Annotated in this window: 16 protein-coding genes; 12 read left to right on the forward strand and 4 right to left on the reverse strand. The window is 40.0% G+C overall.

The window, feature by feature from the left end; translation table 11 throughout:
- Nucleotides 1–53 precede the first annotated feature (53 nt).
- From larE to G6554_RS14525, 6 genes are all read left to right on the forward strand, one after another.
- Nucleotides 54–854 carry an ATP-dependent sacrificial sulfur transferase LarE gene (gene larE / locus G6554_RS14500; RefSeq protein ID WP_166243055.1) on the forward strand — a complete coding sequence of 267 codons (801 nt, stop codon included), beginning with the start codon at nucleotides 54–56 and terminating at the stop codon, nucleotides 852–854.
- Nucleotides 855–979: 125 nt separating this feature from the next.
- Nucleotides 980–2,455, forward strand: coding sequence for a gluconokinase (locus G6554_RS14505; RefSeq protein WP_166243057.1), 1,476 nt, complete (start codon nucleotides 980–982; stop codon nucleotides 2,453–2,455).
- A gap of 17 nt (nucleotides 2,456–2,472) precedes the next feature.
- Nucleotides 2,473–3,219, forward strand: a complete 747-nt coding sequence (gene larB, locus G6554_RS14510; RefSeq protein WP_166243059.1) for a nickel pincer cofactor biosynthesis protein LarB — start codon at nucleotides 2,473–2,475, stop codon at nucleotides 3,217–3,219.
- Between the two features lie 4 nt (nucleotides 3,220–3,223).
- A complete protein-coding gene (gene larC / locus G6554_RS26065; protein ID WP_166243061.1) occupies nucleotides 3,224–4,078 on the forward strand; it encodes a nickel pincer cofactor biosynthesis protein LarC in 855 nt (284 codons plus the stop codon).
- Between the two features lie 52 nt (nucleotides 4,079–4,130).
- The gene (gene larC2 / locus G6554_RS26070) at nucleotides 4,131–4,610 is read left to right on the forward strand and encodes a nickel pincer cofactor biosynthesis protein LarC2 (protein ID WP_166243063.1); all 480 of its coding nucleotides are present in this window, start codon (nucleotides 4,131–4,133) and stop codon (nucleotides 4,608–4,610) included.
- 50 nt (nucleotides 4,611–4,660) lie between these two features.
- On the forward strand, nucleotides 4,661–5,302 hold the full coding sequence (locus G6554_RS14525) for a sulfite exporter TauE/SafE family protein (protein ID WP_166243065.1): 642 nt from the start codon (nucleotides 4,661–4,663) through the stop codon (nucleotides 5,300–5,302).
- Between the two features lie 52 nt (nucleotides 5,303–5,354).
- On the opposite strand, the gene G6554_RS14530 is transcribed toward G6554_RS14525, so the two are convergent.
- The 3 genes from G6554_RS14530 to G6554_RS14540 all read right to left on the reverse strand — a co-directional run bounded on the left by G6554_RS14530 (nucleotide 5,355) and on the right by G6554_RS14540 (nucleotide 8,229).
- Nucleotides 5,355–5,636, reverse strand: a complete 282-nt coding sequence (locus G6554_RS14530) for a hypothetical protein (protein WP_166243067.1) — start codon at nucleotides 5,634–5,636, stop codon at nucleotides 5,355–5,357.
- Between the two features lie 7 nt (nucleotides 5,637–5,643).
- Nucleotides 5,644–6,924, reverse strand: coding sequence for an ArsB/NhaD family transporter (locus G6554_RS14535; protein WP_166243069.1), 1,281 nt, complete (start codon nucleotides 6,922–6,924; stop codon nucleotides 5,644–5,646).
- A gap of 186 nt (nucleotides 6,925–7,110) precedes the next feature.
- The gene (locus tag G6554_RS14540) at nucleotides 7,111–8,229 is read right to left on the reverse strand and encodes a metallophosphoesterase (protein ID WP_166243071.1); all 1,119 of its coding nucleotides are present in this window, start codon (nucleotides 8,227–8,229) and stop codon (nucleotides 7,111–7,113) included.
- Between the two features lie 208 nt (nucleotides 8,230–8,437).
- Between G6554_RS14540 and G6554_RS14545 the strand changes: the two genes are divergently transcribed.
- The 6 genes from G6554_RS14545 to G6554_RS14570 all read left to right on the forward strand — a co-directional run bounded on the left by G6554_RS14545 (nucleotide 8,438) and on the right by G6554_RS14570 (nucleotide 12,220).
- Nucleotides 8,438–9,142: a cobalamin biosynthesis protein CobQ gene (locus G6554_RS14545; protein WP_166243073.1), complete on the forward strand. Its 705-nt coding sequence runs from the start codon at nucleotides 8,438–8,440 to the stop codon at nucleotides 9,140–9,142.
- Nucleotides 9,120–9,350, forward strand: coding sequence for a 4Fe-4S binding protein (locus tag G6554_RS14550; protein ID WP_166243075.1), 231 nt, complete (start codon nucleotides 9,120–9,122; stop codon nucleotides 9,348–9,350). The genes G6554_RS14545 and G6554_RS14550 overlap by 23 nt, the downstream gene beginning before the upstream one ends.
- 19 nt (nucleotides 9,351–9,369) lie before the next feature.
- Nucleotides 9,370–10,434: a 3-methyl-2-oxobutanoate dehydrogenase subunit VorB gene (locus tag G6554_RS14555; RefSeq protein WP_166243077.1), complete on the forward strand. Its 1,065-nt coding sequence runs from the start codon at nucleotides 9,370–9,372 to the stop codon at nucleotides 10,432–10,434.
- A complete protein-coding gene (locus G6554_RS14560; RefSeq protein WP_166243079.1) occupies nucleotides 10,431–11,186 on the forward strand; it encodes a thiamine pyrophosphate-dependent enzyme in 756 nt (251 codons plus the stop codon). The genes G6554_RS14555 and G6554_RS14560 overlap by 4 nt, the downstream gene beginning before the upstream one ends.
- Nucleotides 11,186–11,734: a 2-oxoacid:acceptor oxidoreductase family protein gene (locus G6554_RS14565; RefSeq protein WP_166243081.1), complete on the forward strand. Its 549-nt coding sequence runs from the start codon at nucleotides 11,186–11,188 to the stop codon at nucleotides 11,732–11,734. Before G6554_RS14560 ends, G6554_RS14565 begins: the two co-directional genes overlap by 1 nt.
- 141 nt (nucleotides 11,735–11,875) lie before the next feature.
- A complete protein-coding gene (locus G6554_RS14570) occupies nucleotides 11,876–12,220 on the forward strand; it encodes a cupin domain-containing protein (RefSeq protein WP_347564312.1) in 345 nt (114 codons plus the stop codon).
- A gap of 18 nt (nucleotides 12,221–12,238) precedes the next feature.
- On the opposite strand, the gene G6554_RS14575 is transcribed toward G6554_RS14570, so the two are convergent.
- Nucleotides 12,239–14,413, reverse strand: a complete 2,175-nt coding sequence (locus G6554_RS14575; RefSeq protein WP_166243083.1) for an MMPL family transporter — start codon at nucleotides 14,411–14,413, stop codon at nucleotides 12,239–12,241.
- Nucleotides 14,414–14,615 lie beyond the last annotated feature (202 nt).

Below are 14,615 nucleotides of genomic sequence, written 5' to 3' on the forward strand. Positions count from 1 at the left end.
TAAGGTAACAATGGCATGATTGATTTAATGTAAGGGGAGGGGAGACAAGGACCATGCTAACTGAGAAATATAAAAAATTACAGTCTATTCTCCGTGAAATGGAATCGGTAGTTGTTGCGTTTTCAGGAGGAGTGGATAGTACGTTTTTACTTAAAGCGGCATTTGACACATTAGGTGCGGATCACGTTCTAGCCGTAACTGCGGACTCTGAAAGCTATCCCTCAAGTGAGCTTAAAGAAGCAATGGAGCTTGCCGAAAAAATGGGTGTCAGGCACCAAGTGATTGAAACTTCTGAACTGGCCATCCCAGGCTATGCTGAGAATAATAAAAATCGATGCTACTTTTGTAAAAGCAGTTTATTCGATCATTTAATTCCAGTCATGGAAGAAATGGGTTTTCAAAATGTCATATATGGTGTCATTGCTGATGATATGAATGAATTTCGTCCAGGCATGCAGGCTGCTAAAGAAAAGGGGATACGCGGTCCGCTGCAGGAGGCTGATTTATTTAAGGAAGAAATTAGAGAGCTGTCACGGAATTTTGATTTGCCAACATGGGATAAACCATCACTTGCCTGTCTTTCATCTAGAATTGCCTATGGGGAGTTTATTACCCAAGAAAAGCTGTCAAAGGTTGAAAGGGCAGAAGATTATTTAAAAAGACTCCATATTCGCCAAGTTCGTGTAAGGACACACGAGGACATTGCCCGGATTGAAGTTGAACCAAGTGATATGAGTACCATTTTAGAAAATCATGATTCGATTGTAAAAACGCTGCAAGAGTATGGATATAAATATATTACTTTAGATTTAATAGGATATCAGAGCGGCAGTATGAACAAGGTTCTATCTTAAAGTGGATAAAACAAAAGGCTTTGGATATATCCAAAGCCTTTTGTTTTAAGAGTAGTCCGTGCCAAAAAAGAGTATGATAAAATGGATAATAAATACATAGTGGTAACTGAAAAGGAAGATGAAATATGCCAAGAGAGTTTGTAATTGGACTTGATGTCGGAACAACAAGCGTTAAAGCCTGTGTGTTTAACTTACACGGTAAATTAATGGCTGATGTTGAAAAAGTAATTACATCAAATTACCCCCAGCAAGGATGGGTAGAGCAAAATCCGGATGAAATTGAACAATCTGCAATCCTAGCAATTAGAGAAGTCATTGAAAAAGCGGCAATTGAGAAAAATGAATTGGTTTCTCTTGGTTTTTCTGCTGCGATGCATTCGCTTATTTGTATCAATGGGGAGGGCAAACCGATATCTCCAGCACTTATTTGGGCCGATGGAAGAAGTTATAAACAGGCTGATGAGGTAATTAATACAATTGGAAATAAGGTTTACGCTAAAACAGGAACACCGATTCACCCCATGACACCCTTTGTAAAATTATTATGGATGAAAGAGAATGACTATAAACCATACAAAGAAGCAAAATTTTTCATGTCAATTAAAGAGTACTTACTCCTTTGCTGGTTTGGCGAGAGAGTAATTGATTATTCAATGGCATCCGCAACAGGGTTATTCAACCCCACAACCCATAAATGGGAGCAAGAACTATTAGACCTTACGGGTATTTCGGAAGATCAGCTATCTGAAATTGTTCCACCGACAAAAATAGTGATGGGAATCAACCGAGATAAAGCAGAAGAAATGGGGATTCACCCCGACATGCCTGTAGTTGTTGGAGCGGCAGATGGACAATTAGCCAACCTGGGAAATGGTGCAATTCTTCCTGGTGAAGTAGCGGTTTCAGTTGGAACAAGCGGGGCTATTAGGCAAGTGACAAAAGGTGTTAAGATTAGTGAAAGTCGTGAAACGTTTTGTTATTCCTTTACAGAGGATTCTTCCATCATAGGCGGACCGACGAATAATGGAGGAATTGCTATTCAATGGTTAAAGGAACTATTGAACGATCAAAGAAGCTTTGCTGAATTTCTTTCTGATGCGGAACAGATTCCTCCAGGTGCAGATGGTATGCTTTTTCTTCCTTATTTAAATGGTGAAAGAGCACCAATTTGGAACCAACGGGCAAAAGGGAATTTTTACGGAGTAACAATCACACATAAAAAGGAACATTTTATTCGTGCCGTACTTGAAGGAATCACCTTTAATCTCTATCAAATTGGAAAAACCTTGGAACGCTTAGCCGGTGAGCCGCAAAAAGTTTATGTAAACGGTGGTTTAGCCAGATCTCCATTGTGGCTCCAAATGATGGCTGATATATTTGAGGCGGAAATTTATGTTTCGGAAAGCCATCATAGTGCAGCATGGGGTGCTGCATGGACCGCGTTAGTGGCAATCCGTAAAGTTGATTCCTTTGAAGAAATTAAAAGAAATATTCCGATGGGAAAAGCCACACTTCCAATTAAAGAAAATAGTGAACAATATAAGAAGTTCTATGAGAATTATGAAATGTTAGCAAATGATATGGTAAAGTATTTTAGGTGAGAATAGGGGGGATAGGCATGCTTGAGGATGTGTTGAAGCAAGTTCAAGATGGAACCCTTAGTATTACAGCCGCCAAGGAACAATTAGCTACCTTTGAAAATTTGGGTTTTGCGAAAGTCGACCACCATCGAAAAAAACGCCAGGGCTTTGCAGAGGTCGTTTATGGGGAAGGAAAGACAGCGGAACAAATTATTTCAATTATCTTGACTTTAAGGGCGCGGAATAATGAAATTCTTGTAACAAGGGTTGCAATGGAGAAGGCTGAATTAATCCGGAATGAGCTTCCTGAAATGATCTATAATGAGATTGCAAGGATTCTTTTTTGGAAAAATGAAACGAATACTGAGAGAAGACCGGAAGGATACATTGCCATCGTAGCAGCAGGAACTTCTGATTTACGGGTTGCAGAAGAAGCGGCAATTACAGCTGAGGTGCTCGGGAGCAAGGTACGCCGCTTTTATGATGTCGGTGTTGCCGGCATTCATCGCCTCTTGTTTCATGCCGAAGAAATTCAAAAGGCGACAGTCTCCGTTGTTGTTGCTGGAATGGAAGGGGCTCTCCCAAGTGTAGTGGGCGGACTTGTTTCTCACCCTGTCATTGCTGTCCCGACAAGCATTGGGTATGGAGCGAGTTTTAACGGCCTATCGGCCTTGCTTACGATGTTAAATTCATGTGCTTCAGGAATTAGTGTAGTAAATATTGATAATGGGTTTGGCGGCGGATATAACGCTGTATTAATACATCAGCTGGCACAAAAGGGGTAGGGAAATGAAGACACTTTATTTTGATTGTTTTTCGGGAATCAGCGGCGATATGGTCATCGGGGCACTTATCGATGCTGGAGCTGATCCAAATCTATTAGCAGAGGAATTAAAAAAGCTTCAAATTGAAAATGAATATGAGCTGCAATGGAAAAAAATCATTAAAAATGGTATTAGCAGCACAAAGTTTGATGTTGTACTGCTAAACAATTCGAATAATCAAAACAACAATCATGAGCACACCGAAGACCATAGTCATAGTCACGAACACGAGCACCACCACGATCATAGTCATATCCACGAACACCACCATCATCATAGCCATGATCATGACCATCACCACCAGCATGACCATCGTGCCTATAAAGAGATTGTGGAATTAATTGAGGGGGCTGGTTTTTCTGACTCTGTAAAGGAAACCTCCTTAAAAATTTTTAATAAAATTGGTGAAGCAGAAGGGTTGATCCACGGAATACCCTTGGAAAATGTCCATTTCCACGAAGTAGGAGCCGTTGATTCGATTATTGATATTATCGGTGCGGCGATCTTAATCGACCAATTGGAAATAGACATCATCAAGTCATCACCTATTCCTGTTGGCACAGGAAGAATTCATATTGACCACGGAGTTTATCCGGTACCGGCTCCCGCGACACTCGAAATTTTAAAAGGAGTGCCGCTTGACCAATCGGATATCAGAGCGGAGCTTACAACACCAACGGGAGCGGCGATTGTCGCCGTACTTGCTGAGGAATATTGTTCGATTCCTTCATTGAAAGTTAGGTCAATCGGGTATGGTGCGGGAACAAAAACCTTTAAAAACCACCCAAATGTACTCCGAGTTATTATTGGTGAGCAATAGAGAGAAAACAAGCTACGTAAAAAAGTCATCCAACTTGAAAGGGGGTAACCAAATGGCCTCACTTCCTCCCAATCATGAACATTACGATCATCAAATGGTCAAAATGGAAGTGAATCTTGATGATATACCAGGAGAATGGCTTGGCTATGTGATGGACTTATTATTCGAGGCCGGAGCAAATGATGTGTTCTATACGCCCATTTATATGAAAAAAAATAGACCAGGCGTATTACTGCAGTTACTTTGTTCACAAGAAAATAGTAATAGAATGAAGGAGATTCTTTTTAAGGAAACAACCACGTTAGGTCTACGCTATTATCCGTTAACCGTACATAGATTAGAAAGAATGTTTACAAAGGTTACTACGGAGTGGGGGAGCGTGACGGTAAAAGAGGGAATATTTGAAGGACAAGTCGTACAAAGAGCTCCCGAGTATGAGGAATGTAAACATATTGCGCAGCTTAATAATATTCCTTTAAAACAAGTCTATGAGCAGGTTTGGAAAGTAATAGGGGAAAAAGATAGACTTTAAGATTTTCTTTTTCTTCATTATTATAATAGAGGAGAGGAAGAAGGTTAGTTATGAGTTTTATCTCTGTATTATTTTTAGGTTTTGTTTTAGGAATAAAGCATTCCATCGAACCGGATCATATTATTGCCGTTTCCACCATGGTTGGTAAGAGCAATAAGCTGTCTCGTTCTACTTTAACGGGTGTATTCTGGGGAATCGGGCATACTAGTACTCTTTTTATTGTCGGGATGATATTGGTTTTGATGAAAGGTGAGTTATCAGAGAAATGGGCCATGTCACTCGAATTTTTAGTGGGCATTATGTTAGTGTATTTAGGTATAAAAAGTATGCTATTTTTTAATAACTTTCAAAGGAATTCCGATAACCATGCTCGCTCATCATTCATAAAAATTACCTTTATTGGGTTTATTCATGGATTGGCAGGGAGTGCAGCGATGGTTATTTTAACTATGTCAACTGCGTCGTCTGTCTGGGAGTGTGCCTTATATATTTTGATATTTGGTGCAGGAACGATTATTGGGATGCTCATGTTTACAACGATCATTGGAATTCCGTTTGTTTATAGTAAAAAAAGCGTGGGTCTTAATCGTCGTTTGACCCAATTTGCCGGGACGGTAAGTTTTCTATTTGGGATCTACTATATGTATAACTTGGGTATTACAGAAGGACTATTTCAGATGTGGGTACAGTAGAATTTTGAAACTAAAAAAAGGCTGCCACCCATGTGGTGTGGCAGCAAATCCCTTAGCCCCATTTAATTTCCTGCAATAATTCCTGTCTAAATAATTGAATCAAAAATTCATTATAAAAGTCCTTTCTGACAATCACCTGATACTTATTATTAGGATGGATATAATAATGGATATCAGTTAACACTTTATTTTCCTCAAAAAACTCGCGGACTTTTTTCAAGTTTTTCTTAAATTCACTATTATGAAGGTTTATCGAGAATTCAATGTCATCCCCGTTAGCAGTTTCCTTAAGGTCTAGTAGCTTTTCGTCATATTTATAGAGTACCTTCATCATTTGCCCCCTAAATTAAATATCGTAAATAAATGTAGACTGTACTGATTATGATAGAAAGGATCATTAGTGGAAAGGCAATTAATAAAAATTTCCCAAACGTAATCGAATGACCTTCTTTGGCGGCAAGGCCGGCAACGATGACGTTGGCACTCGCCCCAATTAATGTTCCGTTTCCTCCCAGACAGGCACCGAGTGATAAGCTCCACCAAAGTGGCTCTAAATTATTGACGCCTAATTCCCCCATATCTTTTATCATCGGGATCATCGTGGCAACAAATGGAATATTATCAATAAAGGCAGAGGCAATTGCACTTACCCATAGAATTAAGATTGATGTCGAGGTCACATTTCCCCCGGTAAGGTGTACGGAGTAATCAGCTAATAATGATATCACTCCTGTTTCTATCAATCCCGATACGAGAACAAACAGACCAATAAAGAAGAAGATGGTTGTCCATTCAACTTTCGAAAAAGCTTTATCCAAATAACTTTCCCCAGTTAATAAAAGTAACAAAAATGCTCCGGTTAGAGCGACTGTCGCTGATTCAATATGTAACAGCTGATGCAGGAAGAAACCTAAAATAGTAATTGTAAGGGCAATTAACGACTTGATCAATAAAGGTTTGTCTGTAATTTCTTCTTTTTCATCCAAGTCCATTAACGTGGCCTTTAATTCTGCAGATGTCCGAAGCTGTTTGCGATAAATAAAAGCTAAAATAGCAATATTCACAAATAAGATAAAAAATGAAATCGCGGTAAGGTTATTAATAAAGGCCATAAAGGTTAATTCCTTAACAGCACTTCCAAGCATGATATTGGGCGGGTCACCGATTAAGGTAGAGGTGCCACCAATATTGGATGCAATAATTTCGGTTACTAGGAATGGAATGGGGTTTACACGTAATTGCCTGGTGATGCTGAAAGTTACGGGAACCATTAATAAAACAGTTGTAACATTATCCAAGAAGGCAGAGCCTAATGCAGTAATGACTCCAAGGACTAGTAAAGTTTTTAATGGGTCACCCTTTACTTTTTTTGCTGCCCAAATGGCTATGTATTTGAACAAACCTGTTTCCGCAGTGATGGAAACAATAATCATCATCCCTGTCAGCAATCCGAGCGTATTAAAATCGATATGGTGCAGTGCCTTTTCCTGACCGACAATTCCTAATAAAACCATCATGATTCCGCCGGCCATTGCGATGATAGTCCGGTGTATTTTTTCTGTGACGATGAAAGCATAAGTAATGAGAAATACACCAATGGCGATGATAGCTTGTGTTGACATATATCGACCTCTTCTCCCAAATTATTTCTACATATCATTGAAAAAAATGCAAAAAGGAGCCCGATTTGACAGACTCCACCTAAAATCAACATATGTAGTTTACACTTTATTTTATAAAACTATTCAAAAGATGTAAAGAAAAACATATTCTGAAAATTGTGTCGACGGTATTCAAGACCTTTTGTGTCACAGACCTAGCTTTTTGATAAAATCCACGGTTTCCTCGTGTTCGGTTTTAATTAAGTTATAAAGACGTTTGTCCGTTTTTACAAGTGAATGACCTTTCTCATCAGCAATTGGTCTTGTAAAGGAAGTACTATTGATTACCTTCCACTTGCCCTCGGTATATGAAAGTGTAAGATCAATTACTCCAAGCCGGCTGCCAAAAGCACCAGCCATTACGACTGGCTTTCCATTGATTTGTCCTGTTTCCATATTGGTATTAGGCAGATCAATAAAAACAGGGCCTGGAAAAGTACTATGGGAATGCCCTGATAAAATAGCATCAATTTCAGGAATTTGTGTCAAATAATAAACTGCATTCTCTGTCTCCGGATTGTATGGTTCGCTGCTGATACCTGTATGGGCGAGGGCGATAATAATGTCTGCACCTTCAGCCTTCATTATGGGGACAAATTTCTTCGCAGTTTCTACCATGGGTTTAGCAATAACCTTGCCCTCGAGATTACCCTTGTCCCATCTCATAATTTGGGTAGGCATAAGGGCCATAACCCCAATATGAAGTTCATGCTGTTTGCCATTTTGATCAACTACCATTTTTTTTAAAATAACATAAGGAGTAAAGTACGGCTTATTTTTTTTGACGGAAACTACATTTGCATTTAGAGCTGGCATCTTTAAGCCTTTCAAAGCTGCATTTAAAAACCCTAGGCCATAGTTAAATTCATGATTTCCAATCGCGATCGCATCATATTTTAAATAATTGAAGGCACGGTACACAGGATGGGTTTTACCCTTATGCATACTTTTAATTCTTGCTAAATATTCGCCTAGAGGGTTTCCCTTTAGATGGTCACCATCATCAAACAATAATGAATTGTTGACTTCTTTTCTTGCCTCATGAATAAGGGTTGCCGTTTTAATCAGTCCAATTCGATTGTCTGTCTTTGTTTGATAATAATCATAATTAACCAAATCGGCATGTAAATCAGTTGTTTCAAGTATGCGTAAATCCACCATTCCTTTGGGGCTTGGTACGGTCTCGGCGGCATAAGAAAGAGTAGAACAAGAAAACCAACCAAGGGTCAGCAGGATCAGTAATACAGGAACCCTGTTTTTGTCCACTAAAATTACCTCCATTATATTGCTTGAAGCATGCTAATCATAGTATTGGTTTTTCCTTCATATTTATGACATTTAAGTGAATAGTACCTTTATTTAAGGCGGGGCAGATACAAATTATTTTATAATATAAGTGTTGATATTCTTGGAAAAATTTAGATAGGTATTTTTGGAAACGCTTGCAAGGCGATGAAGGGAAGTGACTTAATCGTTGAATGAAAATAAAATCACTATTTTATCCGGTCATTATGGCAGCGGAAAAACAGAAATCGCGATTAATCTGGCTATAGCAGAAAGATGGAAACACGAAAAGGTAGCCATTAATGATTTAGACGTTATAAACCCGTATTTTCGCTCTCGGGAGATGGCGAGTATCTTTCAACAATTTGAAGTTGAATTACTTGCCCCGAGGAATGGCTTAGCGGCGGCCGATCTCCCAATAGTGTCCGGTGAGATGTATCGAGTTTTGCATGATCATAGATATCGAGTCATTGTCGATGCCGGTGGTGATAAAGACGGGGCAACGGCACTAGGACAATACTATCACGAATGGAAGGGATTAAACCCGGAATTACTCTTTGTTCTCAATGGAAAACGTCCGTATGTCAGTACAGTGGAGGGGGCGCTTTACACAGTCCGTCAGATTGAAATGGCCTCTCGGCTTAAGGTCAGCGGCATAATTAATAACTCAAATATCGGTGCTGAAACGACGATAAAAGAGATTATGCAAGGATATAAATTATCTTCAGGCCTAGCAGAAAGACTCGAGATTCCATTTTTATATACTACCATCTCCAATCATTTAAAGGCGGAGGCTGAAGACTTTGCCAACACTCATAAAGTTGTTTTTATTAAACGGTATATGACTTTACCCTGGGAAAAGGAGCATTCATATGGAGAAAAAGGTCGTTTTTAATGAAGCCATTTGTAAGTCCTGCGGTCTATGTGTTGAAGTATGTCCAACAAAGGTTATTTTTCTGGCGGACTATTTAAATGGGAAAGGATACCGTCCAGCAACAGTGGTGAACCAAGAAAATTGTATCAGTTGCGCCAAATGTGCACAAATATGCCCTGATGCTGTAATAGCTGTATTTAAACCGGTAAAGATGTTGCAAACAGTGTGATTTGAAGGGAGTTATTCTCATGGGTAAAGTGTTAATGAAAGGAAATGAAGTGATTGCGGAAGCGGCCGTACATGCAGGATGTAAGTACTTTTTTGGCTATCCAATTACACCGCAGAGTGAACTTGTTGCTTATATGGCAAGAAGGCTGCCGGAAGTAGGCGGATTATTTTTACAGGCTGAAAGTGAAATAGCGGCGATTAATATGGTGTATGGTGCAGCGGGCACAGGTGTCAGGGTAATGACCTCCTCCTCAAGTCCAGGATTCAGTTTGAAGCAAGAGGGAATATCCTATTTAGTGGGATCAGAACTTCCTGCAGTCATCTGTAACATCGTTCGCGGCGGCCCAGGACTTGGCAATATTCAGCCTGCCCAATCGGATTATTTTCAAGTAACAAAAGGGGGCGGACATGGGGACTACAACATCCCGGTTTTAGCACCAGCAAGCTTACAGGAAATCGTGGAATTGACACAAGAGGCATTCGACATTGCTGACCGTTACCGGACACCGGTGATCATAATGGGCGATGGGATGCTTGGGCAAATGATGGAACCTGTTGATTTTGGCGAACGTACCGAAATAGAACAGTTTAATAAAGAATGGGCAACAACAGGTACACGCGGTGACGGCGGTCCCAAAATTATCACGTCACTTGAACTTGATGCAGAAAGTTTGGAAAAACGTAACCAAAATCTGCAGAAAAAATTTGCTTTAATAAGAGAAAATGAAGTTCGTTATGAAACATACCAAACCGATGACGCAGATTATATTATGGTGGCATTCGGGACGGTGGCCAGGATTACCATGAATGCCATTAACAGAGCAAGACATGAAGGAATCAAGGTTGGATTAATAAGACCGATTTCCCTATGGCCATTTCCGGATAAGCCGTTTATTGAAACAAGGGATCGGGTAAAAGCATATATCTCTGTTGAAATGAGCGCCGGTCAAATGATCGAAGATGTCAGGCTTGCCGTGAATGGTCGTGCCCTCGTAGACTTTTACGGTCGAACAGGCGGTGTGGTTCCAACGCAAGAAGAGATTTATGAGAAGATTAAGTCGGTAGCCGGAGGGGTAACGATATGACCATGAAAACAGTTTTTAAAAGAACAGGCGGTTTGACAGACAAGCCTACACATTATTGTCCCGGCTGCACGCACGGTGTGATACACAGACTTGTTGGCGAAGTGTTAGAGGAAATGGATATTTTAGAAGATACAATTGGGGTGGCATCGGTAGGATGTTCGGTGTTATCGTATGAATATTTTAATTGTGATATGACACAGGCGGCACATGGACGTGCCCCAGCAGTGGCCACGGGAGTGAAGCGGGTTCTGCCGAATCGGTTTGTCTTTACGTATCAAGGTGACGGGGATCTTGCTTCAATTGGAATTAGTGAAGTCATTCATGCCGCGGCGAGGGGAGAGAAGATCACCGTTATTTTTGTCAATAATGCTATTTACGGGATGACAGGCGGACAAATGGCACCTACCACATTGATTGGTCAAAAAACGGCGACCACTCCCTTCGGGCGCGATGTCACGATTCAAGGGCCACCAATTAAGGTATGTGAAATGATTGCGACGCTTGATGGCGCAGCATATATTGAGCGGGTTTCCACCCATGATGTTCCACATATTCAAAAGGCAAAAAAGGCTATTAAGAAGGCATTTGAAACTCAGAAAAAAGGTTTGGGATTTTCCATGATTGAAATACTTTCTACATGCCCGACAAACTGGGGACTTAACCCAGTGGAATCCCTTGACTGGGTAAAGGACAATATGGTTCCTGTCTATCCTCTTGGTGTTTATAAAAACAGCGAGGAAGTGAAAAAGTGATGCTAGAGGAAATAATTATTGCAGGATTCGGCGGCCAGGGAGTTATGTCTATGGGGCAATTGATTGCCTACGCCGGTATGCTTGAAGGAAAAGGTGTTTCATGGCTTCCTTCCTATGGACCGGAACAACGGGGAGGTACGGCTAACTGTGCCGTTGTTGTCAGTGATGAGCCTGTTGGGTCACCGCTGGTTACAAGACCATCGACAGCGATTGTATTGAATAACCCATCATTCGATAAATTCGAACCGCGAGTTCGCCCTGGCGGGATGTTAATGCTTAATTCTTCACTGGTGAATAAAGTCTCGGGACGCAAGGATATAAAAGTCTTCGAAATCAGTGCAACAGACATGGCTAACGACCTTGGAAATACTCGAGTGGCAAATATGATTTTATTAGGGGCCTTTTTGGAGCGCAGCAAGCTTGTTTCGAATGATTCCATCATTGATTCATTAAAGAAAGTTCTTTCACCTGATAAATACCATTTAATAGAGATCAACAAACTTGCATTGGAAAAAGGAGCTTCGCTTGTTAAGGTACACATGGCTTAATGAGAGGAAGTAGGCTGTTTTTTGGGCTTCCTTTTTCGATAAATATGTAAAAATTGTGACATACTAAAAACTTGATATGAGTCAATTAATTAAAAGTGATTTTCGATTAAACTTACGTTATCGATAATCAAGGAGGAATTAATGATGGAAAAAAGCTCAGTTAAAGCATTCATGGAATATAGCGAAGAAAGATTTACGAAACGAGTAATCTATAAAAAAGGTGAAACAACAGCATTTATTTTGAACTTTATGCCAGGTCAGCAGCTTCCGGCACACAGACATCCGGGAACAGAGGTTTATTTATATGTTGTAACTGGAAATGGAACAATCATCATTGACGGTGCGGAGACAGAAGTAGCAGAGGCAGATCTTATTCATGTAACTAGTGAAGAAGAGATGGCCTTTAACAATAACGGAAGTGAACCACTAAGTTTATATGTCGTTTTAAGTAAAATCCCAAATGAAAATTATGCTAAAAATATTTAAATGGAAGCCAGCCTAAAGTTAGGCTGGCTTTTTGCGACTTTCTCTGCGCTGTTTATGTTTATAGCCAAAAAACCACCAATTCCAATCCCCTAACAGCTTCATTAAAGCGGGTACTAACACCATCCTCACAATCGTTGCATCTATAAATATGGCGATAGCAATGCCTACACCAAGTTGCTTTACAGGCATGACACCCGTAAAGGCAAACGCTCCTGTTACAACAATCATGATAGCTGCTGCGGAAGTAATAATCTTACTTGTGTAGGTTAGACCGGCAATGGTTGCTTGGCTGTTATCACCTGAACTTAAATAAAACTCCTGAATCCTTGAGATAAGAAAGACCTCATAATCCATTGACAAGCCGAAAACAAGGGTAAACACGAATACTGGCAAAATTAGAGCAATATCCACTGGTGTGATCCCTAAATGTCCCTGCTGAAAAATCCAAACGACAATCCCAAATGTACAGCCCAGGCTTAAAACGTTCATTAAGATGGCTTTTATAGGAATCAGAATGGATCGGAAGGCCGCCATTAGAATAACGAAGGTAGAAACAACAATTAATACTAATCCATATGGTGCTTTTTTAACTATCTCCGCAAAAATTTCCTGCTCAAATTTAATGGGTCCGCCAAAAGATGCCTTTAATCCTAAATCCTTTTCAGTCCACTCACTTACCCATTTTCTAGCTTTAGCAGAATGTTCACCTGTTTTTAAATACACATCCAAGCGTAATTGATTGTCTCTGATAAAGTAGTTTGTAACCTGCGCCACCATGGCTTTGTCACCATGGATAAGAAATTGAAATAGCTGATCAGCCTCGTTTATTCCTGACGCTGAAAATGGTGAGTCAACTATAGATACTAGTTTGTCTTTCTCAAGTTTGTTAATTATCTGACTAACTTTTTCTAAATTCCTTTTATCCATCATGCTGCCCTGGGATTGGAGGACAATTGTAACCTTTTTCTCATCGCGTTTTTCGCTGGCAATAAAATGGTCCTGAAATGTTTCTAAGGCTAACCTTGAAGGGTAGTTTGTTGGTAGGGAATCTGTCCCTGGAATGGCTAAAACCATTTGCTTTACTGGAATAAGCCCGACTAACAGAATAACAAGTGCCGCTGTGACCATCATAATTGGGCGTTTCATCACCAGCCCAGCAAATTTATGCCATATGCTTGTTTGGGTTTTCGATATCTTAAAAATACTCAGTTTGTTAATATTTTCCCCTAAAATAGCAAGGAGGGCGGGAAGAAAGGTTAAGGCGCATAGTGCAGAAATGAAGACAACGGTCATCCCGCCAAGGGCAACATTTTGAAAAATATCAATCTTGATAAACCAAAGCCCTGATAACCCGATAAACACACATAGCCCAGAAAAGATAATCGACCGACCTGCAGTGGCGACAGTAATCTCAAGTGCTTCACGGATGGATTTCGTCTTAACTTCTTCTTTGTACCGATTGATAAATAACAAAGCAAAATCGATGCTTAGAGCGAGGCCAATCATTGGGACAATATTTAAAATAAAGATGGTTAAATCAGCACCATAACTGAAAAAATAAACAGTTCCCATTGTCGTCAAAATGGAAACTACCCCGATTACAAGCGGCAGCGACGCAGCAACCAGACCACCGAATGCAAAAATGAGGACGACTAAGGCAATCGGTAAACCAATCATTTCTGCTTTGGCCAGATCCTCCTGACTGGCAACATTTAAGTCTTGGACAATGATCGGTTCCCCCGTCATGGTGACCTTTAAACCCTGTTTGTTTTTAAGCAGGCCATTTAATTGCTCAATTTCATTGCCAAGGCTTTCAGCTTTTTTGTTAAATGTGAGAAGGCCATAAGCATACTGCCCCTTGATCATTCCTTCTCGTTCGAAAGGAGTGATGATTTGTTTAGCCCCATTAAAGTCAGCTAACTTTTCAAATGTTTCTTCAATAAAGGTCCTAAAGCGGTCTTCACTAACTGTTTGCTTCTTTTCAAAAACCAGAATAATCGATGATTTAGCTTGTCCAAAGTTATTTTCCATGACTTTCCTTGTTGCGGCGTATTCACCCTTGTATTCGAAACCATTCCCACTTAAAACTGAGGGTAATTTCAATGCGAAAAATCCTAAGACGCAAATCACTGCTATCCAAATCACCAGCACCCATTTGCGATTCCGGTAGATGTAACTACCCAATTTCTGCACGTGATAACCTCCATTATCGAGTTCTATGTTAATAGTATACATAAGATTGATAAGGTAATCCGTTGTCTTTTTTGTGTCTAGTTAGACCACTAAAGTACAATAAACCCAAAATGAAATTTTGTTCATAATTGTATTTACAAATGTTCAATTTCTTTGTTATAGTAACATTATGTTAAAGTACTAATTGAAATAAAAATTCTAT

The organism is Bacillus sp. MM2020_4 (genome assembly GCF_011250555.1).
Lineage (GTDB): Bacteria > Bacillota > Bacilli > Bacillales > Cytobacillaceae > Neobacillus.

Excerpts from the sequence above, each read along its gene's own strand:
- G6554_RS14530 (WP_166243067.1), bottom strand. The coding sequence starts at position 5,636 with ATGATGAAGGTACTCTATAAATATGACGAAAAGCTACTAGACCTTAAG.
- G6554_RS14570 (WP_347564312.1), top strand. The coding sequence starts at position 11,876 with ATGATGGAAAAAAGCTCAGTTAAAGCATTCATGGAATATAGCGAAGAA.
- G6554_RS14565 (WP_166243081.1), top strand. The coding sequence starts at position 11,186 with ATGCTAGAGGAAATAATTATTGCAGGATTCGGCGGCCAGGGAGTTATG.
- G6554_RS14505 (WP_166243057.1), top strand. The coding sequence starts at position 980 with ATGCCAAGAGAGTTTGTAATTGGACTTGATGTCGGAACAACAAGCGTT.
- larC (WP_166243061.1), top strand. The coding sequence starts at position 3,224 with ATGAAGACACTTTATTTTGATTGTTTTTCGGGAATCAGCGGCGATATG.
- G6554_RS14555 (WP_166243077.1), top strand. The coding sequence starts at position 9,370 with ATGGGTAAAGTGTTAATGAAAGGAAATGAAGTGATTGCGGAAGCGGCC.
- larB (WP_166243059.1), top strand. The coding sequence starts at position 2,473 with ATGCTTGAGGATGTGTTGAAGCAAGTTCAAGATGGAACCCTTAGTATT.
- G6554_RS14550 (WP_166243075.1), top strand. The coding sequence starts at position 9,120 with ATGGAGAAAAAGGTCGTTTTTAATGAAGCCATTTGTAAGTCCTGCGGT.
- G6554_RS14535 (WP_166243069.1), bottom strand. The coding sequence starts at position 6,924 with ATGTCAACACAAGCTATCATCGCCATTGGTGTATTTCTCATTACTTAT.
- larE (WP_166243055.1), top strand. The coding sequence starts at position 54 with ATGCTAACTGAGAAATATAAAAAATTACAGTCTATTCTCCGTGAAATG.
- larC2 (WP_166243063.1), top strand. The coding sequence starts at position 4,131 with ATGGCCTCACTTCCTCCCAATCATGAACATTACGATCATCAAATGGTC.
- G6554_RS14525 (WP_166243065.1), top strand. The coding sequence starts at position 4,661 with ATGAGTTTTATCTCTGTATTATTTTTAGGTTTTGTTTTAGGAATAAAG.
- G6554_RS14560 (WP_166243079.1), top strand. The coding sequence starts at position 10,431 with ATGACCATGAAAACAGTTTTTAAAAGAACAGGCGGTTTGACAGACAAG.